General features: G+C 68.7%; 23 protein-coding genes. All 23 read left to right on the top strand.

What is annotated here, in order from left to right:
* On the top strand, positions 1-1,248 hold the full coding sequence (locus tag WC971_01955) for an aspartate kinase (protein ID MFA5843578.1): 1,248 nt from the start codon (positions 1-3) through the stop codon (positions 1,246-1,248).
* The gene (dapA, locus tag WC971_01950; GenBank protein ID MFA5843577.1) at positions 1,241-2,134 is read left to right on the top strand and encodes a 4-hydroxy-tetrahydrodipicolinate synthase; all 894 of its coding nucleotides are present in this window, start codon (positions 1,241-1,243) and stop codon (positions 2,132-2,134) included. Before WC971_01955 ends, dapA begins: the two co-directional genes overlap by 8 nt.
* On the top strand, positions 2,131-3,825 hold the full coding sequence (locus WC971_01945) for a ribonuclease J (GenBank protein MFA5843576.1): 1,695 nt from the start codon (positions 2,131-2,133) through the stop codon (positions 3,823-3,825). Before dapA ends, WC971_01945 begins: the two co-directional genes overlap by 4 nt.
* 4 nt (positions 3,826-3,829) lie before the next feature.
* Positions 3,830-4,639, top strand: coding sequence for an undecaprenyl-diphosphate phosphatase (locus WC971_01940; protein ID MFA5843575.1), 810 nt, complete (start codon positions 3,830-3,832; stop codon positions 4,637-4,639).
* A 12-nt stretch (positions 4,640-4,651) separates the two neighbouring features.
* The gene (locus WC971_01935; GenBank protein MFA5843574.1) at positions 4,652-6,865 is read left to right on the top strand and encodes a DNA translocase FtsK 4TM domain-containing protein; all 2,214 of its coding nucleotides are present in this window, start codon (positions 4,652-4,654) and stop codon (positions 6,863-6,865) included.
* A gap of 34 nt (positions 6,866-6,899) precedes the next feature.
* On the top strand, positions 6,900-7,652 hold the full coding sequence (locus tag WC971_01930) for a RodZ domain-containing protein (protein ID MFA5843573.1): 753 nt from the start codon (positions 6,900-6,902) through the stop codon (positions 7,650-7,652).
* Between the two features lie 26 nt (positions 7,653-7,678).
* Positions 7,679-8,176, top strand: a complete 498-nt coding sequence (locus tag WC971_01925; protein ID MFA5843572.1) for a YajQ family cyclic di-GMP-binding protein — start codon at positions 7,679-7,681, stop codon at positions 8,174-8,176.
* Between the two features lie 7 nt (positions 8,177-8,183).
* Complete coding sequence (rimO, locus tag WC971_01920; protein ID MFA5843571.1) at positions 8,184-9,482, top strand: 30S ribosomal protein S12 methylthiotransferase RimO; 1,299 nt, start codon at positions 8,184-8,186, stop codon at positions 9,480-9,482.
* The gene (gene pgsA, locus WC971_01915) at positions 9,476-10,081 is read left to right on the top strand and encodes a CDP-diacylglycerol--glycerol-3-phosphate 3-phosphatidyltransferase (protein MFA5843570.1); all 606 of its coding nucleotides are present in this window, start codon (positions 9,476-9,478) and stop codon (positions 10,079-10,081) included. Before rimO ends, pgsA begins: the two co-directional genes overlap by 7 nt.
* Positions 10,078-11,295 carry a nicotinamide-nucleotide amidohydrolase family protein gene (locus WC971_01910; GenBank protein MFA5843569.1) on the top strand — a complete coding sequence of 406 codons (1,218 nt, stop codon included), beginning with the start codon at positions 10,078-10,080 and terminating at the stop codon, positions 11,293-11,295. Before pgsA ends, WC971_01910 begins: the two co-directional genes overlap by 4 nt.
* A gap of 3 nt (positions 11,296-11,298) precedes the next feature.
* The gene (gene thpR, locus WC971_01905; GenBank protein ID MFA5843568.1) at positions 11,299-11,880 is read left to right on the top strand and encodes an RNA 2',3'-cyclic phosphodiesterase; all 582 of its coding nucleotides are present in this window, start codon (positions 11,299-11,301) and stop codon (positions 11,878-11,880) included.
* A gap of 74 nt (positions 11,881-11,954) precedes the next feature.
* Positions 11,955-13,022, top strand: coding sequence for a recombinase RecA (gene recA / locus WC971_01900; GenBank protein MFA5843567.1), 1,068 nt, complete (start codon positions 11,955-11,957; stop codon positions 13,020-13,022).
* A gap of 13 nt (positions 13,023-13,035) precedes the next feature.
* Positions 13,036-13,668 (top strand): RecX family transcriptional regulator, encoded by a 633-nt coding sequence (locus WC971_01895; GenBank protein MFA5843566.1) that lies wholly within the window; start codon positions 13,036-13,038, stop codon positions 13,666-13,668.
* Positions 13,669-14,078: 410 nt separating this feature from the next.
* On the top strand, positions 14,079-15,590 hold the full coding sequence (rny, locus tag WC971_01890; GenBank protein MFA5843565.1) for a ribonuclease Y: 1,512 nt from the start codon (positions 14,079-14,081) through the stop codon (positions 15,588-15,590).
* Positions 15,591-15,624: 34 nt separating this feature from the next.
* A complete protein-coding gene (locus tag WC971_01885) occupies positions 15,625-16,707 on the top strand; it encodes an ATP-binding protein (protein ID MFA5843564.1) in 1,083 nt (360 codons plus the stop codon).
* Between the two features lie 105 nt (positions 16,708-16,812).
* The gene (locus WC971_01880) at positions 16,813-17,088 is read left to right on the top strand and encodes a stage V sporulation protein S (protein MFA5843563.1); all 276 of its coding nucleotides are present in this window, start codon (positions 16,813-16,815) and stop codon (positions 17,086-17,088) included.
* A 19-nt stretch (positions 17,089-17,107) separates the two neighbouring features.
* Positions 17,108-17,923 (top strand): PHP domain-containing protein, encoded by an 816-nt coding sequence (locus WC971_01875; GenBank protein MFA5843562.1) that lies wholly within the window; start codon positions 17,108-17,110, stop codon positions 17,921-17,923.
* A gap of 10 nt (positions 17,924-17,933) precedes the next feature.
* Positions 17,934-19,259: a tRNA (N6-isopentenyl adenosine(37)-C2)-methylthiotransferase MiaB gene (miaB, locus tag WC971_01870; GenBank protein MFA5843561.1), complete on the top strand. Its 1,326-nt coding sequence runs from the start codon at positions 17,934-17,936 to the stop codon at positions 19,257-19,259.
* Between the two features lie 80 nt (positions 19,260-19,339).
* On the top strand, positions 19,340-20,695 hold the full coding sequence (amrA, locus tag WC971_01865; GenBank protein ID MFA5843560.1) for an AmmeMemoRadiSam system protein A: 1,356 nt from the start codon (positions 19,340-19,342) through the stop codon (positions 20,693-20,695).
* Positions 20,679-21,620: a tRNA (adenosine(37)-N6)-dimethylallyltransferase MiaA gene (gene miaA, locus WC971_01860; GenBank protein MFA5843559.1), complete on the top strand. Its 942-nt coding sequence runs from the start codon at positions 20,679-20,681 to the stop codon at positions 21,618-21,620. The genes amrA and miaA overlap by 17 nt, the downstream gene beginning before the upstream one ends.
* A gap of 34 nt (positions 21,621-21,654) precedes the next feature.
* Positions 21,655-22,470, top strand: coding sequence for a diaminopimelate epimerase (dapF, locus tag WC971_01855; GenBank protein MFA5843558.1), 816 nt, complete (start codon positions 21,655-21,657; stop codon positions 22,468-22,470).
* Between the two features lie 101 nt (positions 22,471-22,571).
* Positions 22,572-23,729, top strand: coding sequence for an LL-diaminopimelate aminotransferase (locus WC971_01850; protein MFA5843557.1), 1,158 nt, complete (start codon positions 22,572-22,574; stop codon positions 23,727-23,729).
* A 19-nt stretch (positions 23,730-23,748) separates the two neighbouring features.
* A complete protein-coding gene (gene hflX, locus WC971_01845; protein ID MFA5843556.1) occupies positions 23,749-25,065 on the top strand; it encodes a GTPase HflX in 1,317 nt (438 codons plus the stop codon).
* The last annotated feature ends 1 nt before the right edge of the window (position 25,066 follow it).

The raw sequence follows: 25,066 nt of genomic DNA, 5'->3' as shown, positions 1-25,066 counted from the left end.
GTGGGAACGACCGGCCGCATCGTCGTGCAGAAGTTCGGCGGGACCTCCGTCGCGGACGCGTCGGGCAGAGCCGCCCTCGCCAGCTGCGTCGCGGCGACCATCGCATCGCAGGCGCGCCCGGTCGTCGTGGTCTCGGCGATGGGCCGCGCGGGCGCCCCGTACTCCACCGACACGCTCCTCGCGCTCCTCGACGGCATGACTCCCGACGCGCGCGAGCGCGATCTCCTCGCTTCGTGCGGTGAGGTGGTCTCCGCGGTCGTGGTCGCCCACGGACTTCGCGCCCACGGCGTCCCCGCAAGAGCTTTCACCGGAGCCGCCGCTGGGATCCTGACCGACGCGAGTCACGGAGACGCGACGGTGATCGCCGTCGATCCCGCGCCGCTCTCGGCCGCCGTAGCCGCGGGCCTGGTGCCCGTCGTCGCCGGATTCCAGGGGACGTCCGCCGACGGCGAGGTCACCACGCTCGGACGCGGAGGTTCGGACACGACCGCCTGTGCGATCGGCGCCGCCCTGCACGCCGATTCCGTCGAGATACACACAGACGTCGAGGGGGTCATGACCGCCGACCCGCGCTCCTGCGCGGAAGCGAGGGTCCTGAGCGCCGTCGAGTTCGAGGAGCTCTTCCAGATGGCCCGCCACGGAGCAAAGATCGTGCACGCGCCTGCCGCGCGCATAGCCATGGAGGCGGGCGTTCCCGTGTGGGTCCGCGACCCGCGCTCGTCGGCTCCGGGCACACTGGTCTCCCGTGCCGAGGAGATCTCGGCGCGCCGCGGTGCGTCCGTAGCGACCGCCGTCTGCGACCTCGACGGCGTGGCCCGCATCTCGGTCGCCCTGCCCTCGGAGTCCGCCGGCGCCGCGTACATGGACGCTCAGGCGCGTGTCTTCCGCGCGATGGCCGACGCGGGCTTGAGCCTCGATATGTTCACTCCCTGCAAGAACGACCTGGTCTTCACCGTCTGCGAAGCCGATATGGAGTCAGCCGGCGGGATGCTCGAGGCGCTGGGGTTCCCGTACGGGATCGAGCCCGGTCTGGCGAAAGTCACGCTCGTCGGAGGCGGCATGCACGGCGTCCCGGGGGTCATGGCGCGCGTCGTCGAAGCTCTCGCCGCGGCGGACGTCTCCATCCTGCAGTCCGCCGACTCGCACACGACGATTTCAGTGCTCGTGTGTCAGAATGACAGACGTGCGGCCGTCGCCGCGCTGCACGAGGCCTTCGGCCTCGCCGAAGGGGGAAACGATGATGCCTGAGCCACGTTTCGGCCGACTCATCACGGCCATGGTCACACCGTTCGCTGCGGATGGCGGTCTCGACCTGCCGCGGGCGCAGGAACTCGCCCACCGGCTCCTCGAGCAGGGGAGCGAAGCGCTGGTCGTCTGCGGGACCACCGGCGAGTCGCCCACGGTCTTCTACGATCAGAAACTCGAGCTCTTCCGCGCCGTCGTGGACACCGTCGGCGGTAGGGGCCCGGTCATCGCGAACGCCGGCGACAACTGCACCGACGACTCCGTGGAGTTCGCGAGCAAGGTCGTCTCGCTCGGGGTGGACGCCATCATGGCCGTCGTCCCGTACTACAACAAGCCGCCCCAGGAGGGCATGTACCGTCACTTCCGCGCGATCGCCGAGGCCGTCGACGTGCCCGTCATCCTCTACAACATCCCAGGCCGCTGCGTCGTGAACATGACCGCCGAGACCACGCTGCGGCTCGCCCGCGACGTCGAGAACATCGTCGCCGTGAAGGAAGCGAGCGGCGACCTGACACAGATCGCCGCGATCATCGACGGCGCCCCTGAAGGCTTCGAGGTCCTGTCGGGCGACGACGAGATGACGCTGCCGATGATGGGTCTCGGCGGGACGGGCGTGATCTCCGTAGCGAGCCACGTGGCGGGCCCCCAGATCTCGGAGATGGTCCACGGTCAGGCCGCGGGCGAACACACTCGCGCGCTCAGACTCCATCTCGAGCTGATGCCCCTGTTCAAGGCTCTCTTCCTCACGTCCAACCCGATCATGGTGAAGAAGGCCCTGGAACTCGCCGGCTTCCCCGTGGGAGACGTGCGCCTCCCGCTCGTCCCGGCGACGCCGGATCAGATCGCGTCTCTCGCCGACGTCTTGCGCCGCCTCGGAGTCATCGGATGACGCGCGCCAAACCCAAGGCCGAAGTCGAGGAACGCCGCCTGCGCATCATCCCTCTCGGCGGGCTCGACGAGATCGGCAAGAACATGACCGTCTTCGAGTACGGCGAGGACATGGTCGTGATCGACGCGGGGATCATGTTCCCCGACGACGACAGCCCGGGCGTCGACCTCCTCCTGCCCGACTACTCCTACGTCGTCGAGCGGGCAGACAAGCTGCGCGGCATCATCGTCACGCACGGTCACGAGGACCACACCGGAGCCGTCCCTTACCTCCTGCGCGACCTCCCGCGGCCGGTCCCGGTGCTGGCAAGCCGCCTCACGCTCGGCCTCATCGGCGTCAAGCTCGAGGAGCACCGCATCACGCGCACGAAGCTGCGCGAGGTCAAGGCGGGCAGTCACGTCTCGCTCGGCTGCTTCGGGTTCGACTTCATCCAGGTGAACCACTCGATCCCCGACGCATTGGCCGTGCTCGTCCACACCCCCGTCGGCAACGTGCTGCACACCGGCGACTTCAAGTTCGATCAGACACCGATCGACGGCAGGCAGACCGATTTCGCCGCGCTCGCGAAGGCCGGCCGCCAGGGCGTGCTGCTACTGCTGTCCGACTCGACGAACGCCGAGACGCCTGGCTACACGCGGCCGGAGGCGGACGTCGGCCGCACGCTTCGCCGGCTCTTCCGCGAGGCCGACCAGCGTATCATCGTCGCCTCCTTCGCGTCGCACATCCACCGCATCCAGCAGGTCTGCGACGCGGCCGTCGAATGCGGCCGCAAGGTGGTCGTCACCGGCCGCTCGATGATCAACAACACACGCATCGCCCGCGAACTGGGCTATCTCCACATCGACGACTCCGACATCCTCGACGCCTACGACATGGGCTCGCTTCCCCCGGACCGCATCGTCGTCCTCTCGACCGGGAGCCAGGGCGAGCCGTTGTCGGCCTTGGCGCGCATGGCGAACGCCGACCACAAGACGGTCACCGTGCAAGCAGGCGACACGGTCGTCATATCCGCGTCACCGGTGCCGGGCAACGAGAAGGCCGTGAGCCGCGTCATCAACCGCCTCTTCCGCGCCGGCGCGACCGTCCTGCACAAGGGCGTGGCGGACGTCCACGTCTCGGGTCACGGCGCGGCCGAGGAGCTCAAACTCATGCTCAACCTTGTGAAGCCGAAGTACTTCGCTCCGGTCCACGGCGAGACCCGTCACCTCCGCGCACATGCCGCGCACGCCATGGGCATGGGCATGCCCGACCGCGATATCTTCGTGCTCGAGAACGGACAGGTCCTCGAGCTCACCGCATCCGGCGGCGCCAAGATCGCCGAACACGTGCCGAGCGGCGTGGTCTATGTCGACGGACTCTCGGTCGGCGACGTCGGGCAGGTCGTCCTCCGTGACCGTCAGCTGCTCGCCAGCGACGGCATCGCGATGATCGTCGTCGCCATAGACACGCAGACCGGCAAGGTCATGGGCGATCCGGAGCTCGTCATGCGCGGCGTCGTATTCGGAGAAGGCTCCGAGGAACTCGTCGACGAGATGCGCGCACGCATCGACAAGGCTCTCGCCAAGACCTCCAGGGAGGGCGTCACCGACCACGGCGTCGTCAAGCGCGCACTGCGCGAATCGCTCTCGCAGTTCATGTGGGAGCGGATACGGCGCCGACCGATGATCATCCCCATCGTCATGGAGGTCTGACCCCGTGGGAGTCCTCCAGGCTATCGTCCTCGGTGCCGTCCAGGGCATCACGGAGTTCCTCCCGATCTCGTCGGACGGTCACCTCGCTCTCGCGTACGCCTTCATGCGCCTGCGCCCGAGCCTTGCGTTCGAGGTCTTCCTCCACGGCGCCACGCTCCTCGCGATGCTCGTCTACTTCCGGTCGGATATCTCCCGCCTCGTCGCCTCGATCGTCCCTCCCTGGGGGCCCGATCGCGCCGGTGACCGTCGCCTGGTCGGCCTTCTTCTCGCGGGCACCGTCGTGAGTGGGGCCGTCGCTCTCTCGATCGCGCCGGTGGTCGAGCCCATGGCGGCGGATCTGAGGTGGGTCGGCGTGTGGTTCCTCGGCACCGCCGCTTTGCTCGCGCTCGCCGAATCCCTCCACGCGCGCGTATCACGCCTCGACGGGCCCGAGGGCATGTCGTGGCCGAAGCTCGCGATGGTCGCTCTCTTCCAGGGAGCGGCCGTCCTCCCTGGCCTTTCGCGCTCGGGCTCCACGATCGCGGGCGGCATGTTCGCGGGTCTCGACCGCTCGCAGGCGGCTCGCTTTTCGTTCCTCCTCGGGATACCGATCATCGCGCTCGCGAGCGCGAAGGACGCGCTCGACCTTCTCTCCGGGGCCCACACCCTGCCGGGCGCCTCGGCATCGGTCGCCGGTTTCGCCACTGCGGGAGTGGCCGGATACCTCTCGATACGGGGTCTGCTCGCCGTCGTCAAGCGAGCGCCCCTCTACGTGTTCGCCGCATATACCGCGGTCCTGGGCGTCATCCTGCTCGGGTTCCCGCACATCGGCTGAGAGGGGGAGACGATGGCCCGAACGCGCGTCTCCGACCGCCGCGCGGCCCGCCCGCGGACCCCTTCCTCCCTCGCGACCGACGCGCGACGCGAGATCTGCGGCATCGCGCTGTGCGCGTTCGCGATCGCCCTCCTCATCGGTGTCCTGACGACGTCCACGGCCGTCATCCCGCGATACGTGTCCCTCGCCATGAGGCTCGGCTTCGGCGTCGGCGCCTTCGGCATACCCGTCGGCATCCTGTTGTGGGGAGTGAGCTTCTTCGTGCGCGGCTGGGACGTCGACGAGGCCCGCGTCGGAGGCGGGATCGCCCTCGTGGCGCTCTCGGTCGTCGCCATGGTCGCGTTGCGCGTCGATCCCGCCCTCCAGTGGGAGCGCGACTCCCTCATGACGCACGGAGGCTGGGCTGGCGCGGGCGTCGCGTGGGCCCTGCGTTCTCTGCTCGGCACCGCGATAGCCTATGTCACCCTCACCGCCGCCTCGCTGATCGGTCTCGTGGTCGCCGGACTCTCCGTCGCGGGGCTGGTGGGCCGCGTCGGCTCCCTCATCCACCGACCCGCGCCGTCGACCGCCACACCCGAGCGTTCCGCACGCCGCGGCACCCGCACCGTCCCGCTAGAGGACCTGGAGCCGGAGGCCGGGCCGCTTCCTCCAGCGAGACGCAAGGCTCGCGGGGACGCGGAAGAGGAGACCGACCCGGAGGCGCGGCGCAAGACGCTGCCGACCACGCGGGTCGTCGCTCCCATGGCGATGGAGGGGTTCGACCTCCCGCGGTCCGACCTGCTCGCCCGAAGCCCTCAGTTGCCGGCCTCGCACAAGACCTCTGACGCAGAGCAGAAGCAGACGTCGGCGCTGATCGAGCAGACGCTCGCCACCTTCGACATCGCGGCCCGGGTCGTCGATTGGATCGCGGGACCGACGGTGACGATGTTCGAAGTCCAGATCGCCAAGGGGATCAAGGTCAACCGCGTCACCGCTCTCGCGGACGACATCACCCTGGCGCTCGCCGCTCCCACGATCCGCATCCTCGCCCCCATCCCGGGGAAGAGCTACATCGGCATCGAGGTGCCCAACGAACGGCGCTCGACGGTCACGCTAGGGGACGTGCTCGCGGCTCCCGCTTTCGCGGAACGCTTGAGCCCTCTGCTCCTCGGCATCGGCAAGGACGTGTCCGGCGAGTCGGTCCTCGCGGACCTCGCGGCGATGCCGCATCTGCTCATCGCGGGGTCGACGGGAACGGGCAAGTCGGTCTGCATCAACGCGCTCCTCGTCTCCATACTCATGCGAGCGACTCCCGCGGAAGTGCGTCTCATCCTCATCGATCCCAAGCGCATAGAACTGTCGCTCTACAACGGCGTGCCGCACCTGTACGTGCCCGTCGTCACCGAGCCCCGGGAAGCGGCGTCGGCACTCGCGTGGGCCGTCCAGGAGATGGAGTCCCGCCTGCGCCGCCTCCAAGGCGCCGGCGCGCGCAACATCGCCCAGTTCAACCTTGCCGTCCACGAGGGAACGGCCCCCGAAGGCGCCGAGGCGATGCCGTACATCGTCATCGTCATCGACGAGCTCGCGGACCTCATGATGGTGGCCGCCAAGGAGGTCGAGGACTCCATCTGCCGCCTCGCACAGCTCGCTCGCGCCGCAGGCATCCATCTCATCGTCGCGACGCAGCGCCCGTCGACCGACATCATCACCGGACTCATCAAGACCAACATCACCCACCGGATCGCGTTCGCCGTTGGCAGCGGCATCGACTCTCGCGTGATCCTCGACCAGAACGGCGCTGAGCAGCTCGTCGGCCTCGGCGACATGCTGTTCTCCACGCCGGCTTGGCCGAAGCCGAAGCGCATCCAGGGCGCGTACGTGTCCGAGGGAGAGATCGAGCAGGTCGTCGCCCACTTGCGGAGTCAGTCGGAACCCGAGTACCACGAGGAGATACTCCACCTGCGCGTAGCCACCCCAGGGTCATCAGGCGAGATCGACGGCGGAGACGACGACCCGCTGCTCTGGGAGGCTGCGGACATCGTCGTGACGTCGAGCTTGGGTTCGACTTCGCTCCTCCAGCGCCGTCTCAAGGTCGGGTACGCTCGCGCGGGCCGGATGATGGACATGCTCGAGAGCAAGGGCATCGTCGGCGCGCCCGATGGGAGCAAACCTCGCGAGGTCCTCGTCGATATCGAGGGACTCGAGTCCGTCAAGGCGTTCGAGCGTCGCGACCGCGAGCAAGACTGACCCGGTAGAAGGGCCGTTGGGGTAGAATGCCCGCATGAGCACGCTGGGACAGACGCTTGCGGACGAGCGCCGCCGACGGGGGAGAAGCCTCGCCGACGCGGCCGCTGCGACACGTATCCGTGCCCGCCTCCTCGAGGCTCTCGAGAACGGCCGGTACGACGAGCTCCCGACCGCAGCGTACGTGAAGGGCTTCATCCAGAGCTACGCGGCCTTCCTGGAACTCGACGCGGCCCCGCTGCTCGAGCTCTACCGCGCCGAAGGCGGCGGCAAGCGCGAGGGGGAGACCATCCGGCTGCCCGAACCGGTGATGCCGAGGCGCGCCGAAGCGCACTACATGCCGCTGCGCACCTGGGCGACCATCCTCGGCACCGTTCTCGTGGTCGCATTGCTCATCTGGGGAGGCGGGCGGCTCACCCGGCGCACCTCCACCGTGCCGCCCATCCCCAGGACGCCGACCGGTTCGGCGTCTCCGGCAGCCACCGGCTCGCCGTCTCCGGCTCCCGCCGCGTCCACGGACGCGAGCGGAGAAGTCGTGCCGGGTGAGCCGTTCACCCTTCGCATCGACGTCGCCGAAGGCCAGGCTTCCTGGCTGCGAGTGACGGTCGACGGCCTCAAAGCATACGAAGGGACGCTCGACGGACCGGCCGCCAAGGAGTGGCAGGTCACAAGCCGCGCGAACGTCCGCGTGGGACGCCCGAGCGCCGTGTCGGTGAGCCGCGACGGCGAGCTCGTCAAGGTCCCGTCCTCCGCGGGCATCTCTCAGGTCACTCTCACCGCGGCGCCCTGAACCCGCCCACCGAGGGAAGGTCGCATATGGCCAAGGATCAGAGTTTCGACGTCGTCTCGAACGTGGATCTGCAGGAGGCCGACAACGCCGTACAGCAGACCATGAAGGAGATCACGCAGCGCTACGATCTGAAGGACACGGGCTCCACCGTCGCACTGGACAAGCATGACGGCACCATCGCCGTCCACGCCCCGAGCGACTTCGTGCTTCGCCAGGTCGTGGACGTCCTCTCCACCAAGCTCGTCCGCCGCGGGATCGACCTCGCCGCGGTCCAGTGGGGGAAGACCGAGCCCGCGGCCGGTTCGACCGTCCGGTCCGCGGCGACGGTCATCAACGGCATCGACGTCGAGATAGCGCGGCGCATCAACAAGGACATCCGCGACGCGAAGCATAAGGTGAAGGTCCAGATAGAGGGTGAGAAGCTGCGGGTCTTCAGCCCGGTCCGTGACGAACTCCAAGCGGTCATCGCCTTCCTCAAGGCCGCCGACTACGGCATCCCGCTCCAGTTCACGAACTACCGCTGAGCCCGACGTGCGAACGGTCCGCGTCGCCTTCGAGACCTTGGGCTGCCCGAAGAACGAGGTCGACGCCGACCGCATGGCCGCCTCGGTCGCAGCCTCGGCCTACGGGATAGCTGCCGACGCGGACGACGCCGACGTCATCGTCCTCAGCACGTGCGCTTTCGTTCGGGAGGCCGTCGAGGAGTCCGTGGAGCGGGCTCTGGAGCTCGCCGTCATATGGCGTGCCGCGCGCCGGGGAAGGCACGTCATCGTGGCGGGGTGCCTCCCGTCCCGCTACGGACGCGAGCTCGAGACCGCCCTGCCGGAGGCCGACGCGTTCGTCCCCGTCGCGGGCGAGGCGGGCCTCCTCGACGTCATCGAACGCCTCACCGGGATCGCGGCCGAGCCATCTGCCGGACCCGTGCGGACCGCGTCGGGACCGGTCGCGTACCTCATGGTCGCGGACGGTTGCCACCGCGCATGCGCGTACTGCACCATCCCCGCCATCCGCGGCCCCTATCGGAGCCGGTCGTCGCGCGAGATCCTCGCCGAGGCGCGCGTCCTCGTAGAGAGCGGTGCGCGCGAACTCGTGCTCGTCGGGCAGGACGTGTCCGCGTGGGGACGGGACCTTCCCGGCGCCGGACGCCTGTCCGGACTCGTGCGCGACCTCGGCCGCGTGGACGGCCTGGACCGGCTGCGTCTCATGTACCTCCAGCCGGACGGAGTGACGGAAGACCTGCTCGACGCGATGGCGAGCGTGCCGTCGGTCTGCCGGTACCTCGACATCCCCCTGCAGCACGCTTCGCGCTCGGTGCTGCGACGCATGGGGCGATCCGGCGACGGCGAGGGCTACCTCGATCTCCTCCAGCACGTCCGTGACGCCCTCCCGGGCGCCGCGCTGCGCACGACGTTCATCGCGGGGTTCCCAGGCGAGACCCGTGCGGAGGCCCGGGAACTGGAGGACTTCGCGCGGGCGGCGCGCTTCGACTTCGCTGGCGTCTTCGCGTACTCGCGTGAGGACGGCACGCGGGCCGCGTCGATGGAAGGGCAGGTCACGAACCGGACTCGCACCGCGCGCGCCCAGCGCCTGCGCGACATCTGCGACGCCATAGGATTCGAGATCGCCGCATCGCGGGTCGACAGCGTCGTCGAAGTGCTTGTGGACGGCGAAGACGAGGACGGAGCCACCGTCGGCCGCACGTGCGGCCAGGCTCCGGAGGTGGATGGAGTGGTATCGTTGGACGCGTCGGCCGTGCCCGGAGAGATCCTCCGCGCACGCATCGTCGACTCGGCCGGCTACGATCTATTCGGCGAGGTCATCGGATGTTGAATCGGCTCAACTGGGCGAACCGCGTCACCCTTGCGCGAATGGTCTTCATACCGGTCTTCCTCGTCATCCTCCTCGGGAGGATGCCCACCTGGGGACCCTGGCTCGCGGCGCTGGTCTTCACCATGCTCGCCGCGACCGATGCGGTGGACGGGTATCTCGCGCGCTCCCGAAACGAGGTCACGACGTTCGGGAAGCTGATCGACCCGCTCGCCGACAAGCTCCTCGTCACGGCCGCCCTAGTCGCCCTCGTCGATCTCGGGAAGCTGCCCGCCTGGATCGCCATCGTCATCGTCAGCCGCGAACTCATAGTCTCGGGGCTGCGGATGGTCGCGGTCGCCGAGGGGAGGGTGATCGCGGCTTCGTCGTACGGCAAGGTCAAGACCGTCCTCCAGATATGCGCCATCGTCGGCTTCATCGTGAAGGACTCCCCGCTGCTCGAGACGTACGCGGGCGCCACCGCGGCTGCCGCGTTCACCTGGCTCGCGTGGACCGTCATGGCGATCGCGCTCCTGGCGACCATCGCCTCCATGCTCGACTACTTCTACCACGCACGGGACATCATCACCGGGCCGTGGAGCGAGCCGGAGACCCGCGCGTGACAGCTGCGGTCGTCACCGTCGGCACCGAGCTGACCGAAGGCCTGCGCCTCGACACCAACTCAAGCCACGTCTCCAGGTCGCTCGCTGCCTCGGGACTGCGCGTGGTCGAGCATGTGAGCGTCCCCGACGACCGGAGAGCCATAGCCGCGGCGATCTCTCGCCTCGCCGCCGCACACGAACTCGTGGTCGTCACGGGCGGACTCGGCCCCACTCACGACGACGTCACGCGCGAGGCAGCCGCCGATGCGCTCGGCATCGGCGTGACTCGCGACCCCGACCTCGAGGAACGTCTTGTCGCGTCCGCCGCGCTCCACGCGGACGCCGCGGCGCGTGCGCAGGTGCTGCGGCAGGCGGACGTGCTCGACGGCGCGCGCGTCTTCGACGCCGTCGCCGGCACCGCTCCCGCCCAGGTGGTCGCCACCACGGCAGGGGAGCTGCTTCTGCTCCCAGGACCCCCGCACGAGCTCCGCCCGCTCCTCGCGGCGTATCTAGCGTCCCGCGCCGGCGCGCCCCGGCCGAGCGTCGTGCTGGGTGTCGTCGGGATGACGGAGTCCGACGCGCAGGTCTGCGCTTCCCGGGCGATCGCCTCCTATCCGGGGGTGCTTCTCACCGTCCTCGCAAGGCCCGGGCTCGTCGACGTGGTCCTCCTGGCCGATGAGGTGGGGGAGGGAGTACTGGATGCAGCGGCTGCGGCCGTCGAGACCGCACTCGGCGACTCCTGCTTCGCTCGCGACGGATCGACCCTCGCCGAGACCGTCGTCCGACTCGCCCGGTCCAGCGGGACCACCATCGCGACCGCGGAGTCGTGCACCGGGGGGATGGTCGCGACGGCCCTGACCGACGTGCCCGGATCGTCCGAGGCGTTCCTCGGCGGCGTGATCGCGTACTCCGACACGGTCAAGAGCAGGATCCTCGGCGTCCCCGCGGACGTCCTGAGCATGCACGGAGCGGTCAGCGGAGAGACCGCCGCCGCAATGGCGTCCGGGGCACGCGAACGCCTGGGCGCAGACCTCACCGTGGCCGTGACGGGTGTCGCCGGGCCCGGAGGCGGATCCGCCGCGAAGCCGATCGGGACCGTCTGGTTCGCGGTCTGCGACCGCGCCGGCTCATCGGCGTCGCAGCGGGCGGTGCGCGGCGTGCGTGCTCGCGTACGCGAGCACGCGACCGTCATCGCGCTCGACATCCTCCGTCGTGCCTTGACGACCTCCGGGTGAGTCGTGCGCTCCTTCGTCGCCGTTCCGCTCCCTGACGCGGCACGTGAAGCACTGACGCGTGCCGGCGCGACGATCCGCGCGGGATCCCGGGAGTGGGCGGGCGAGCGTTGGGTCGCGCCTCAGAATCTCCACATCACCCTGGCGTTCCTTGGCGACGTCCCGGAGAGCGATCTAGCCGAGCTCGACGGACCGCTCTCCCGCGCGTGCGCCGGTATCGAACCGTTCTCCCTGGTGCTCGACAGTGTCATCGCCGTTCCCGGACCTCGGCGGGCGTCGATGCTGTGGTCGGTGCCCGCGCGGCCGTCAGAAGTCTGCGCCGCACTCGCGGGCTCGGTTCGCGACGCGGTCCTGCCGTTCTCCGAGCGCAGCGACGCCCGTCCGTTCACCGCACACGTCACGCTCGTGCGCGCCCGCAGACCACTCGAATGCCCGGCGACCGCTCTCTCCGGGGCCGAGCGGATCCTCGCCGGTGACGCCACCTCGATGCTCGTGTCAGTGCGGGATGTCATCCTGTGCTCGAGCACGTTGACACCCCGCGGCCCCATCTACGAGACCATCTCGCGAACATGTCTCGGGGTCGCTTGACTCCGAACGTATGTTCGTGTAGTTTCGTGAAGGCCCCCAGGGTCTCGCAGTGATGAGGGAGGAGCGGTCAGGACATGGAACCCGATCAGCAGAAGATGCTCGACATCACCCGGGAGCAGATCGAGCGCAAGTTCGGAAAGGGGTCGCTGATGCGCCTTGGCGAGCACGCGGCCACGCAGTCGGTGGAGGCGATCCCGACCGGCGCGCTCGCGCTCGACGCGGCCCTCGGCATCGGCGGCGTGCCACGCGGCCGCATCGTCGAGATCTACGGTCCGGAGTCGAGCGGCAAGACCACTCTCGCTCTTCAGATCGTCGCGGAGGCCCAGCGCGGGGGAGGCGTCGCCGCATTCATCGACGCGGAGCACGCCCTCGATCCCTCGTACGCCCACCGGCTAGGCGTCAACATCGACGATCTCCTCATCTCCCAGCCAGACACCGGCGAGCAGGCCCTCGAGATCACCGACATGCTCGTCCGCAGCGGAGCGCTCGACGTCGTCGTGATCGACTCGGTGGCGGCACTCGTCCCTCGTGCGGAGCTCGAAGGGGATATGGGCGACGTGACGGTCGGACTCCAGGCTCGCCTCATGAGCCAGGCCATGCGCAAGCTCGCGGGCTCGCTCTCCAAGTCCGACACGACGTGCATCTTCATCAACCAGTTGCGCGAGAAGGTCGGAGTGATGTTCGGCAATCCCGAGACCACCTCCGGGGGCCGGGCGCTCAAGTTCTACGCGAGCATCAGGATCGACATCCGCCGCATCGACTCCATCAAGCAGGGCACGGACATCGTCGGCAACCGGGTGCGCGCCAAGGTCGTGAAGAACAAGGTCGCGCCGCCGTTCCAGCAGGCTGAGTTCGACATCATGTACGGCCAGGGCATCAGCAAGGAGGGGAGCCTCCTGGACCTCGGCGTCGAAGAGGGGGTCGTCGCCAAATCCGGCGCATGGTACACGTACGGAGAAGAACGTCTCGGGCAGGGCCGCGAGCAGGCCAAGGAGTTCCTCAAGGAGCACGTCGACATCCGGGACACGATCGAGACCGAAGTCCGAGGGCGACTCGGTCTGCCCCTCCCGATCAGCGGCGAGGCGAAGGCGGCTGCGAAGAAGACTCCGAAGGAGCCTGCTCCCGAACCGGAAACGTCCTGAGAGGCCGGACCGAGTGGACCGCGGCAGGATCACGGAGCTGAGGCAGGCCGGTCGCGGCTCGAAGAGGCGACTCGTCTTCATCGACGGCGAGCCCTGGCGCTCGGCCCCGATAGAGGTCGTCCGCACCGTCGGCCTCGCGGTCGGAGACGATCGGGACATCGGCGACATGGCGGAAGAGATCGCCGAAGCGGAGCAGCCATGCGCGCACGAACGCGCCCTGCGACTCCTCGCGTTCAAGGACCGCACGGCCGCCGAAGTCCGGTCCCGGCTCGCGGACGACGGGTACTGCGAGGAGATCGTCCGCATGGTCGTGGACGATCTCCTGACCTCGGGACTCCTCGACGACCGGCGCACGGGAGAATCGATCGCCCGCACTCTCGCTCGCGATCGCGGCCTAGGCAGGCGCCGCCTCGCCGCCGACCTGGCTCATCGGGGGGTCGACGACGGACTCGCCCGGGAGATCGTCGACGCGGCATGCCCCGAGGAGTCCGAGGCGGCTCGCGCGGACTCTCTCGCAGCGACGCTGGTACGTGCCGGCCGCGGTCGCGACACGAGACACCTTGCGGCGGCCCTCGTGCGCAAAGGCTTCTCCGTCCGCGACGCGTTCGCGGCCGCGAGACGCGTCCTCGGCGACGCCGAGGACTGACCGCCCGTCGTCCATCCGCGACCGTACGGCGATCGGCCTCACACGAGCACGACCCCCCTGACCTTGACGTTCGGCCCCGTGCATCCTAATATCGACGCGGCAAATGTGATCGAGCCGGGGTACCGAGCATTTCGGGATCCGGATCGTGTGAGGGGTGGGGCTCGTTCGACCGCGGTAGCGGTCTCGTTCGACCGCAGTACGGTCGGGTTCCGCCTGTTCATGCATAGCGCATCGCACTTGCCGGGCGCCGCGTCGTCCGGCCTGTTCGCATATCAGCAAGCGCTCCCGTTCCGCGCGAACAGCCGCAACGACGGTACGGCCAGGACGCATCCCGTCCGGTCCGACGACGCCCCCGTGCCGAATTTGTGTGCCGATCCGGAAGGAGGGGCGCGTTGACACCCGTCTACATCATGATCGCCATCGTCATTGGCGCGGTCCTCGGATACCTGTTCCAGAAGTGGTTCGCCTCGAACCGCGTCACCCGCGCGAACGAGTCCGCGGAGCGCATCGTCGAGGACGCCACGAGACAGGCCGAGACGCTCAAGAAGGAGTCCCTCGTCGAGGCGAAGGACCAGATCTTCCAGTTGAGGGCGGAGGCTGAGACCGAAGCCAAGGAACGCCGCAAGGAGCTGACCGCCCTCGAGAACCGCCTCCTGCAGCGTGAGGAGTCGATAGAGCGACGCGCGGAGGGCCTCGACAAGCGGGAGCACCAGCTCTCCAGCGCGCAAGGACAGATCCAGAAGCGCGAGAAGGAACTCGAGGACGCCATCGCCGAGGAGAAGTCCCGGCTGGAGACCCTCGCCGGCATGACGAGCGACGAGGCGAAGGCCGTTCTCCTTGCCCGCGTCAAGGAAGAGGTCAGCCACGACGCCGCATCCTTCATCCGTGAGGCGGAGATGCGCGCCCGCGAGGACGCCGACAAGAAGGCCCGCAACATCGTCGGGATCGCCATCCAGCGCGTCGCCGCGGACCACACCGCGGAGTCGACCGTCTCGGTCGTCCACATCCCAAGCGACGACATGAAGGGCCGCATCATCGGGCGCGAGGGCCGCAACATCCGCGCCTTCGAGCAGCTCACCGGGATCAACCTCATCATCGACGACACACCGGAGGCTGTCGTCCTCTCCTCGTTCGACCCGGTCCGTCGCGAGGTGGGCCGCATCACCCTCGAGACACTCATCGCCGACGGGCGTATCCACCCGGCGCGCATCGAGGAGATGTTCAAGAAGGCCGAGACCCTTGTCGACCAGCAGGTCCACGAGGCCGGCGAGCAGGCCGTCTTCGAGACCGGCGTTCATGGTCTCCATGCGGAGCTCGTCCGGACACTCGGCCGCCTCAAGTACCGCACGAGCTACGGCCAGAACGTCCTCAAGCACGCGCTGGAGGTGTCGCACCTCGCCGGCGTCATGGCTTCCGAACTCGGCATCGACCCGAAACTCGCGAAGCGCGCCGGCCTCCTCCACGATCTCGGCAAGGCCATCGACCACGAGGTCGAAGGTCCGCACGCCGTCATCGGCGCGGACCTCGCTCGCCGCTTCGGCGAGCCCAAGGAGGTCCTGCACTGCATCGAGGCCCATCACGGCGACATCGAACCGGCTAGCGTGGAAGCAGTTCTCATCCAGGCCGCGGACGCGATATCGGCGGCACGGCCCGGCGCTCGTCGGGAGACGCTCGAGAGCTACATCAAGCGTCTCGAGAAGCTCGAGGAGATCGCGAACGGCTTCACGGGCGTGGAGAAATGCTACGCGATGCAGGCGGGACGCGAGGTACGCGTCATGGTCAAGCCCGACGAGATCTCCGACGCCGACGCGATCGTGATGGCGCGCGACCTCGCCAAGCGGATCGAAGAGGACATGGACTACCCCGGCCAGATCAAGGTGCTCATAATCCGCGAGAGCCGCGCGGTCGACTACGCCAAGTGAGGCCTGCGGGCCTCACCGCGACAGGACCGATCCTATGACCGACTCCGAAGACCTCATCGGGTTCGTCTCGGCAGTGTCCGGAGACGCGTATCTCAAGGTCGAGGAGAGCCTCGGCGACGGATACGTGCGGCTCCGCATCAGCGAAGCGGAGCGGCGGCAGGCGAAGCACGACATCCGTGGCATCGAAGATGTCGTCGTGGAGCTCTTGCGCAATGCTCGCGACGCTCACGCGCAGCGCATATGGATCGCGAGCGTGCGCGAGGGCGACGTGCGCCGGATCACGGTGGTCGACGACGGCGTCGGGATCCCGAGCTCGATGCACGAGCGGGTCTTCGAGCCGCGCGTGACGTCGAAGCTCGAGACCATGGTCATGGACAGGTGGGGCGTCCACGGGCGCGGCATGGCGCTCTACTCCGTCCGCGAGAACGCTGACGAGGCTCGCGTCGTGGCCTCCGACGTCCACAAGGGGGCTTCGGTCGTCGTCTGGGCCCAGACCAGCCGTCTCTCGGAGAGGGCCGATCAGTCCTCGTGGCCGTCGGTCGAGCGCGCAGAGGACGGCGCCTACCACGTCGGCCGGGGTCCTCACAACATCGTTCGGCGCGTCGTCGAGTTCGCGTGCGAGCACCCCGAGGTCGACGTCTTCCTCGGCACGCCGACCGAGGTCCTTGCCACGCTGCACGAGCAAGCCCGCGCCATGCTCGATGCGTCGCGGATCCTCTTCTGCGACGATTCCGCGGCCCTGCCGGTCTGGCAACGGCCCGCGGTCTGCGCCGACGCCGCCGACCTGGTGGACACGGCGGCTGCCGTCGGTCTTCCGATCTCAGAACGCACGGCGCACCGCATCCTGGCGGGGGAGACGACCTCCCTCGAGCCCGTGCTCGCCGTGGTCGCCACGTCCGAGGCGCCGGAACAGGCCGAGCCGGCGCCGGTGGACCTCTACCGCGACCGCCGAGGCCTGCGCATCCACCATGCGGACCTCGACACGTTCCGCAAGGACCTCGAGCACGCCTTCGACGCACTTGCAGAGCGCTACTACCTGCACCTCAAGGGGACACCGAGGGTGACGGTAGGCCGCGACACCCTCAGGGTGACGTTCACGGTGGAGAAGGAAGACTAGACCCGCTATAATCGTGCGGCGACATCATCGAAGCCCGCCGGCGGACATTCGACCCGGCGACAGCAGCACAGACCTCGAACAGACGCAGCCTGGGAGGTACCAGTGATCGAAGTCCTCAAGGTGTCGAGCAAGTCGAACCCCAACTCCGTCGCGGGCGCCATCTCGGGCGTGATCCGCGAGCAGGGCGTCGTCGAGGTCCAGACCGTCGGCGCCGGCGCGCTCAACCAGGCAGTCAAGGCCGTTGCCATCGCGCGCGGCTTCATCGCTCCTTCCGGCATGGACCTCACCTGCGTCCCGGCCTTCGCCGACATCGAGATCAACGGCGAGGAACGCACAGCCATCCGCCTGCTCATCGAACCGCGCGACATCCGCCGGGCCTGACGCCGGCGGCCTCCAGGCCGTGAGCATCGACCTCCACACCCACACCACCGCATCCGATGGGGCCCTCACTCCGGAGGAGCTCGTCGCGAGCGCGGCTTCGCTCGGGCTGCGTGCTATCGCCGTCTGCGACCACGACACCGTCGATGGGGTCGGTCCCGCGCTCGACGCCGGCCGAGCTCTAGGCGTCCGCGTCGTCCCCTCGGTGGAGCTCTCCGCGGCTGTCGGTGGACTCGACCTGCATATCCTGGGGTTCTGCGTCGATCCTTCGGACCCCACCCTCCGCGCATGTCTCGACGACCTTCGCGCCGCGCGCCTCACGCGCGCCCGCTCGATGGTCTGTGCGTTGCGCGACGCCGGACACGACGTGTCCATGGACGAGGTGCTCCTGCTCGCTCGGGGCGGCAGCGTCGGTCGCAGCCACGTCGCGCGCGCGCTCGTCGACCAAGGTGTCGTCCGGTCCCTTCGTGATGCGTTCGAGCAGCTGATCGGTCGAGGACGCCCGTTCTACGTTGCGAAGCCCGTCACCGGACCGGACAAGGTCATCTCTCTGGTGTTAGGCGCCGGAGGTGTCCCCGTCATCGCACACGCCGCCGTCACCGGCGCCATGCACCTTCTCCCGTCCCTCGCCGAGGCAGGGTTGCTCGGCATCGAGGTCTACCACCCCGAACACGACGCAGCAGCCCGTGCGGGACTGCTCTCCGTCTCGCAGCGCCTCGGTCTCCTCGTGACGGGCGGCAGCGACTACCACGGGCCCGGCGCGGGCGCCGGCCTCGGATGCTGCGACGTACCCGACGGTCTCCTCGAACCGCTGCTCGCCGCGGCGCGAGCGGCGTAGAGAGGTCACCGTGCGCACCTACCTCGTCCGCACCTTCGGGTGCCAGATGAACAAACACGACTCCGAGCGTATCGCGGGCCTCCTCGAAGCCGACGGCCTCTCTCCCGTCTCGAGACCCGAGGACGCGGACGTCGTCGTCTTCAACACCTGCTGCGTGCGGGAGCGAGCGGACGAGCGGCTTCGAGGCCAGGTGGCTTCGCTCAAGCGCCTCAAGACCGGCGGGCGCCCCGACGTCCTGATCGCCGTCGGCGGCTGCATCGGACAGCGCGACGGAGAGCGGCTCTTGCGCGATCTGCCGCACGTCGACGTCGTCTTCGGGACGCACAACATCGCACACCTCCCGGCGCTCCTCGAGACCGCCAGGGAACGCCGGTCTCCGGCTGTGGAGACTCTTGACTCCACGGCCGGCTTCGCCAGCGACCTTCCCACGCGTCGCGCCCACCGTAGGCACGCTTGGGTCCCCATCACGGTCGGCTGCGACAACCACTGCTCGTACTGCGTCGTCCCGTACGTGCGCGGTCCCGAACGCAGCCGTGTGTTCGAAGACGTCACGTCGGAGGTCGAGTGGCTCGTCTCCGACGGCGTCCTCGAGATCACGCTCCTCGGGCAGAACGTCGATTCATACGGACGCGACCGGTACGGCGAGCCGAGATTCGCCGAGATGTTGCGCGCCGTCTCCACCTCCGGCGTGCCTCGTGTCCGCTTTGCGACGAGCCACCCGAAGGACCTGTGCGACCAGACCATCGAGGCCATGGCCCAGACCCCAGCGGTCTGCCGGTACCTGCACCTGCCCGTCCAGTCCGGTTCGGACCGCGTTCTCGGGGCGATGAACCGGAAGTACACGGCTGCGGACTATCTCGCGCTCGTCGGGAGACTGCGCGCCGCGATGCCCGACCTCGCGCTCTCCACCGACATCATCGTCGGCTTCCCGGCGGAGACGGACGAGGACTTCGCCGCGACCCTCGACCTCGTGAGAACCGTGGGCTTCGACCAGACCTTCACTTTCATCTACTCCCCGCGTGAGGGCACCCCGGCGGCCGCGATGTCGGGACAGGTGCCTCGCCACATCGCCCAGGAGCGGTTCGACCAGCTCGTCGAAGTGGTCCACACCTCGGCGCTCGATCGCAACGCCGCACTCGTGGGAAAGCGCGAGACCCTCCTCGTCGAGGGCCCCTCGAAACGCGACAGCGGCATGCTGGTCGGCCGCACCGGCTCCAACAAGGTCGTCCACGTCCCATGCCCGCCAGCGCGCGCACGCAAGCTCGCCGGAACGTTCCTCGGCGTGGACATCGTCGAGGCGCAGACCTGGTTCCTTCTCGGCAAGGAGCACACTTGAGATGGACCGGCGATGCAGGCCCGGTTTACGCGCATGCCGGTTCGTGGAATGGTAATCCAGACCCGACGAGAGGGTAGGAGTTGTCCACGGACGTCCTCGGGGTCATCGCCCCGCATCCGCCCATCATGGTCCCCGAGGTCGGCGGGACGCGTGCCCACGTGACCGCCGATTCGGCACGCGCGATGCGCGCCGCCGCCGAAGCGCTCTCCGAGTTCGCGCCCGAGACCGTCATCGTGATGTCCCCGCACGCGCCGGTCGCGAGGGACGCTTTCGCAGTCGAGACGTCGACGCGTCTCTCCGGCGACCTGTCGATGTTCGGCGCGCCGGAGGTTCGTCTCGACACGCCCGGCGACGAAGCACTCGCATCGGCCGTGCTCGACGCCGCCAACGAGGCAGGCATCCCAGCGCTCGGTCGAGACGCCTCGAACGCCCTGCGTCCGGGTGATCTCGACCACGGTGTGCTCGTCCCGATGAGCTTCCTCGATCGCGAGGGCCGCTACCCGCTCCTCGTCCTCTCGCTGTCCTTCTTGCCGCTCGCGACGCACGCGGCATTCGGTCAAGCGGTCCGTGCAGCGGCGTCGGCGATCGGCCGCCGCGTCGCCTTCGTCGCCAGCGGCGACTGCTCGCACCGCTTGACCCGCGAGGCTCCTGGAGGATTCTCGCCACGCGCCGCCGAGTTCGACGCGTGGCTCGTCGAGCGCGTGGCCGAGGGCGACCTAGGAGGCCTCGTCTCGGCCGATCCCGTCCTTCAGGAGGAGGCGGGCGAGTGCGGGTTGCGTTCTTTCGTGACACTGGGCGGTTTCCTGGAGGGGACGGACGCCGAGACGCGCTTGCTCGCCTACGAGGGACCGTGGGGCGTGGGATACCTGACGGCGCTATCGCGCGCCACGCCGCATGCCGGCCTCAAGGGCGGCTCACCCGGCGACGACGAGAGTCCGCCGGTCACGCTCGCACGCCGCACGATCGAGTCGTACGTGCGCACGGGATCCGTCGCGATCGCCGACCCCGGCTCCGATCCGCTCCTTTCCGGCAGGGCGGGCACGTTCGTCAGCCTCCATCGTGGCGGCGAGCTTCGCGGCTGCATCGGAACGATCGTCGCGACGCAACCGACACTCGCCGACGAGATCGCGCACAACGCCGTGCAGGCGGCCACCCGGGACCCGCGCTTCCCGCCGCTGACCGAGCGCGAGCTCGCAGACCTGGACATCAGCGTCGACGTTCTGCACGAAGCGGAGCCCGTCCAGTCTCTGGAGGCGCTCGACCCTCACACCTACGGCGTCATCGTGTCGCGGGATCTTCGCCGCGGCCTGCTCCTGCCCGACCTCGAGGGCGTCGACACGGCGCTGAAGCAGGTCGAGATCGCGCGCCGCAAGGCCGGCATCGGCCCCGACGAGCCCGTCAGACTCGAGAGGTTCAAGGTTGACCGCTACCTCTGACTCGCGTCTCGGCCGCATCGTGGCCGTCGTCGGACCCACGGCCGTGGGGAAGACCGCGGTCGCCGAGGAGATCGCCTCTCTCGTGAACGGCGAGATCGTGAGCGCCGACTCGATGCAGGTGTACCGCGGCATGGACATCGGGACCGCCAAGCCGCCTGTCGGCGAGCGTCGCGCACCCTATCACTGCCTCGACATCGTCGACCCGGGAGAGCCCTACTCGGCGGCGCTGTTCCAGCGCGACGCGCGGGAGGCGATCGACGGCATCATCGCGCGCGGCAGAGTGCCGATCGTGTGCGGAGGCTCGGGCCTCTACGTGCGCGCGGCCCTCGACGACATGCGTTTCCCCGACGGCGAGGTACGCTCAGCGGTACGCGAGCACCTCGATGCGCTCGCACGGGACCTCTCTCCCCAGGAACTGCACGCGCGCCTCGCTTCCATCGACCCGGCATCGGCCGCCGTCATCCATCCCGCCAACGTGAAACGCATCGTGCGCGTCCTCGAGATGGCCGGACAGGGCGTCTCCTACGCTCAGAGGCTCCCGGGCTTCCAGCGGCGCGAGAGCGTCTACGACGCGGTCTTCGTGGGGCTCTCTATGGACAGGCCCGAACTGTACGAGAGGATCGGGGAGCGTGTGGACGCGATGATATCGTCGGGCCTGATCGAAGAGGTGCGCGGGCTCCTCGATCGCGGATTCCGCACGGCCCTCACCGCCTCGAAAGCGATCGGCTACAAGGAGATCGTGCCCGTGCTCGAGGAGAACGCCGACCTCCCCACGGCGATCGACACGATCAAGCAGTCCACACGCCGGTACGCGAAGCGACAGCTCTCGTGGTTCCATGCCGACCCGCGCGTGGATTGGGTCGACGTCACGGGACTGTCACCCGTATCCGCGGTCGAGCGCGTTGTCATGCTGGTAGACTTCTAGCATCCGGTCGCTTCGATGCGAGAGAAGGTGGAGAGTGGACCTCCGGTTCACGAAGATGCACGGCCTCGGCAACGACTTCATCGTCATCGAAGACCTCCGAGCGGAGATCGACCTCGACCCCGAAGCCGCGGTCTGGCTGTGCGACCGCAACTTCGGGGTCGGCGCCGACGGCGTCATCCTGGTGAGACCGGCCGCGGGTGAGGACGCCGATTTCTCCTGGGTCTTCTTCAACGCGGACGGCACGCAGCCCGAGTCCTGCGGCAACGGCATCCGCTGCTTCGCGAGGTTCGTCTCCGACGAAGGTCTCGTGCCGGCGGGCCGCGACACCCTCACTATCGAGACGCTCGGCGGCCCCAGGAGCGTGAGCATCGTCCGCGAGCCGACCGGCGTGTTCGCGGCTGCGACGGTCGACATGGGCGAACCGGTCCCGGGCGACCCGCTGGAGTCCGATGTCGCCGGGACCCGCGTGACGTCGGTCTCGATGGGCAATCCCCACGCAGTCATCTTCGTCGACGACGTCGACACCGCGCCGGTCGAGACGGTCGGACCGGTCGTCGAGACGGACCCGGCGTTCCCGCGGCGCACGAACGTCGAGTTCGCGCACGTGGTCTCCAGTGACCGCATCAGACTTCGCGTCTGGGAGCGCGGGGTGGGGGAGACGCTGGCCTGCGGTACCGGTGCCTGCGCCGCTCTCGTGGCCGCGGCGCTGGCGGGCCTCACAGGCCGCGAGGCGACGATCGAGCTACCCGGCGGTGACCTCGTGGTGCGCTGGGGAGACGATGGCCACGTCCTCATGACCGGTCCCGCGACCACGGTGTTCGAGGGCTTGGTGACCGTAGAGGAGGAGTAGGCGAGAGGACGCCCCACCGCGCGCCCCCTCTGATACCATGTACGCCATCGGCCGTCCGGCCGAGACCAGCATCCGCCAGCAACGAGGGGAGTCGACGCACCGTGCGCACCGCGAAACGCATCGCCGGCCTGCCGCCGTACCTGTTCGCCGAGATCGACCGAAAGGCGGGCCTTAAGCGCGCGCAAGGCATCGACGTCATCTCGCTGGGTATCGGCGATCCCGACCGCCCGACCCCGGAACGCATCGTCGAGACGATGGTCCGCGCGGTGCGCGAGCCGAAGAACCACCGCTATCCGAGCTACGCCGGCTCGCCCGCCTACCGTCAGGCATGCTCGCAGTGGATGCTTCGCCGGTTCGGTGTCGAAGTCGATCCGGACACGGAGACGCTCGCCCTGATCGGCAGCAAGGAAGGCATCGCGCACGTCTTCCCCGCTTTCGTGGACCCTGGGGACGTCACGCTGGTGCCGGGCGCGGGCTATCCCGTCTATCACACCGGCGGCATCCTGGTCGGCGGCGAGTCCTATTTCATGCCGATGACCGCCGAGAACGGATTCCTCGCCGATTTCGAGTCGACGCCGCCCGACGTCCTGGCGCGTGCGAAGATGATGTTCCTCAGCTACCCGAACAACCCGACGAGCGCCATCGCGAACGGGGAGTACTTCGATCGCGCCATCGCGTTCGCGCGCGAGCACGACCTGCTGCTCATCCACGACAACGCGTACTCCGAGATCGGATACGACGGATACCGCCCGACGAGCATGCTCGAGCGCCCGGGCGCGAAAGAAGTGGCCATCGAGCTGTTCTCCTGCTCGAAGGCGTACAACATGACCGGATGGCGCGTCGCATTCGCATGCGGCGACGCGCAGGCGATCAAGGCGCTGGGGATAGTGAAGTCGAACATCGATTCCGGCGTGTTCACGGCCGTCCAGGACGCCGCGATAGAGGCGATGGCGGGCCCGCAGGAGGAGATCGACGCTCTGTGCGCCCTTTACCAGCGCAGACGCGACCTAGTCATCGACGCACTGAGCAGGATCGGCATCTCGGCCGCCGTGCCGCGGGCGACCATCTACATCTGGGCGAAGGTGCCTGAGGGCTATTCGTCCGCGTCGTTCGCCGACCACATCCTCGACGCAGCGAACGTCATCGTCCCGGCGGGTTCCGCGTACGGTCCTTCGGGCGAGGGATACGTCCGCATCTCGTTGACGACGCCCGACGACCGTCTCGAAGAGGCCATCGCGCGGATCGAGAGCTCGCTCTGAGGCGCGGGACACCGGCGACGTGAGCCGCACCCACACCAAGACGCAGGAGGTCGTGGCGCGGGTCGTCGATCGCGCGGTGCTCGTCGGCGCCGACCGCGGCGGCAGTGTGCCCGTCGAGGACAGCATGGAGGAACTCGCGCGTCTCGCGAACACCGCAGGGGCACAGGTCGTGGGAACGCTCGTGCAGCGTCTCGACCGCCCGCACCCGCGGACATTCCTCGGCAAGGGCAAGATCGAGGAACTCGCCGAGATGATCGCCGAGCGCGATGCCACGCTAGTGGTCTTCGACGATGACCTGACGCCGTCCCAGCAGGCGAACATCGAGGACCTCGTCTCCAAGGTCAAGATCCTCGATCGCACCGCCCTCATCCTGGACATCTTCGCGCTCCACGCTACGAGCCGTGAGGGTAAGCTTCAGGTCGAGCTCGCGCAGATGGAGTACCTGCTCCCGCGTCTTCGCGGAATGTGGCGGCACCTGGCGCGTTCGGCGGCCGCCGCGGGCGGCGCGCTCGGCATCGGTACCCGGGGACCAGGCGAGACCCAACTCGAGACGGACAGGCGTATCGCGCGCAAGCGCGTCCAGGAGTTGAAGCGCGAACTGAAGCACGTTGCCGCGAACCGGCTGCTCCAGCGGAAGGGAAGGGCCGATTCGGGCGTCTTCCGCATCGCGCTGGTAGGCTACACGAACGCCGGCAAGTCGACGCTTCTCAACGCTCTGACAGGCGCGGAGGTGCTCGTCGAGGACATGCTCTTCGCCACGCTCGACTCGACCACCCGCCGTCTCGACCTGCCGGAGGGACGCACCGTCACCATCACCGACACCGTCGGCTTCATCCGCAAACTGCCTCACGGCCTCGTGGAGGCGTTCAAGTCCACACTCGACGAGGTGCGTGAGGCCGACCTGCTCCTCCACGTGGTGGACGCGTCGCACGCCCTGGCGCGCGAGCAGACCTCTGCCGTCCTCGAAGTGCTCGGAGAGATCGGCGCCGCCGCGAAGCCGCAGGTGCTCGTCCACAACAAGGTCGACCTGCTCCCGGCGGGCGAGATCGAGGTACTCGCTCAGCGCGCGCCCGGAGCGGTGTTCGTCTCCGCCGCCGGAGGCGACGGGCTGGACCGTCTCGTGGAGCGTATCGCGCGCGAAGCGTCCCGGGGCTCGACGACCTTGACCCTTATGGTCCCATACACTCGCGGCGACATAGTCCGCATGGCTCACGCGCGCGCCCAGGTGGTCGCCGAAGAGCACACCGAAGAGGGGACCCTCCTCACCGTGCGCGCGCCATCGGAACTCGTCGAGACACTGCGGGCCTTCGAGACCGGGCCTTCGGAGACTCCCTGAT

The organism is Coriobacteriia bacterium, assembly GCA_041658765.1.
In the GTDB taxonomy this organism is placed as follows: domain Bacteria; phylum Actinomycetota; class Coriobacteriia; order Anaerosomatales; family JBAZZO01; genus JBAZZO01.
The sequence above is the reverse complement of the archived record's forward strand: the minus strand, read 5'-3'. Positions and strand labels throughout refer to the sequence as shown.

Bases quoted from the DNA above. Each gene is read 5' to 3' on its own strand.
- WC971_01945 (MFA5843576.1), top strand. From the start codon at position 2,131: ATGACGCGCGCCAAACCCAAGGCCGAAGTCGAGGAACGCCGCCTGCGC.
- WC971_01885 (MFA5843564.1), top strand. From the start codon at position 15,625: ATGACCGACTCCGAAGACCTCATCGGGTTCGTCTCGGCAGTGTCCGGA.
- WC971_01930 (MFA5843573.1), top strand. From the start codon at position 6,900: ATGAGCACGCTGGGACAGACGCTTGCGGACGAGCGCCGCCGACGGGGG.
- WC971_01935 (MFA5843574.1), top strand. From the start codon at position 4,652: ATGGCCCGAACGCGCGTCTCCGACCGCCGCGCGGCCCGCCCGCGGACC.
- recA (MFA5843567.1), top strand. From the start codon at position 11,955: ATGGAACCCGATCAGCAGAAGATGCTCGACATCACCCGGGAGCAGATC.
- dapA (MFA5843577.1), top strand. From the start codon at position 1,241: ATGCCTGAGCCACGTTTCGGCCGACTCATCACGGCCATGGTCACACCG.
- WC971_01925 (MFA5843572.1), top strand. From the start codon at position 7,679: ATGGCCAAGGATCAGAGTTTCGACGTCGTCTCGAACGTGGATCTGCAG.
- rny (MFA5843565.1), top strand. From the start codon at position 14,079: ATGATCGCCATCGTCATTGGCGCGGTCCTCGGATACCTGTTCCAGAAG.
- pgsA (MFA5843570.1), top strand. From the start codon at position 9,476: ATGTTGAATCGGCTCAACTGGGCGAACCGCGTCACCCTTGCGCGAATG.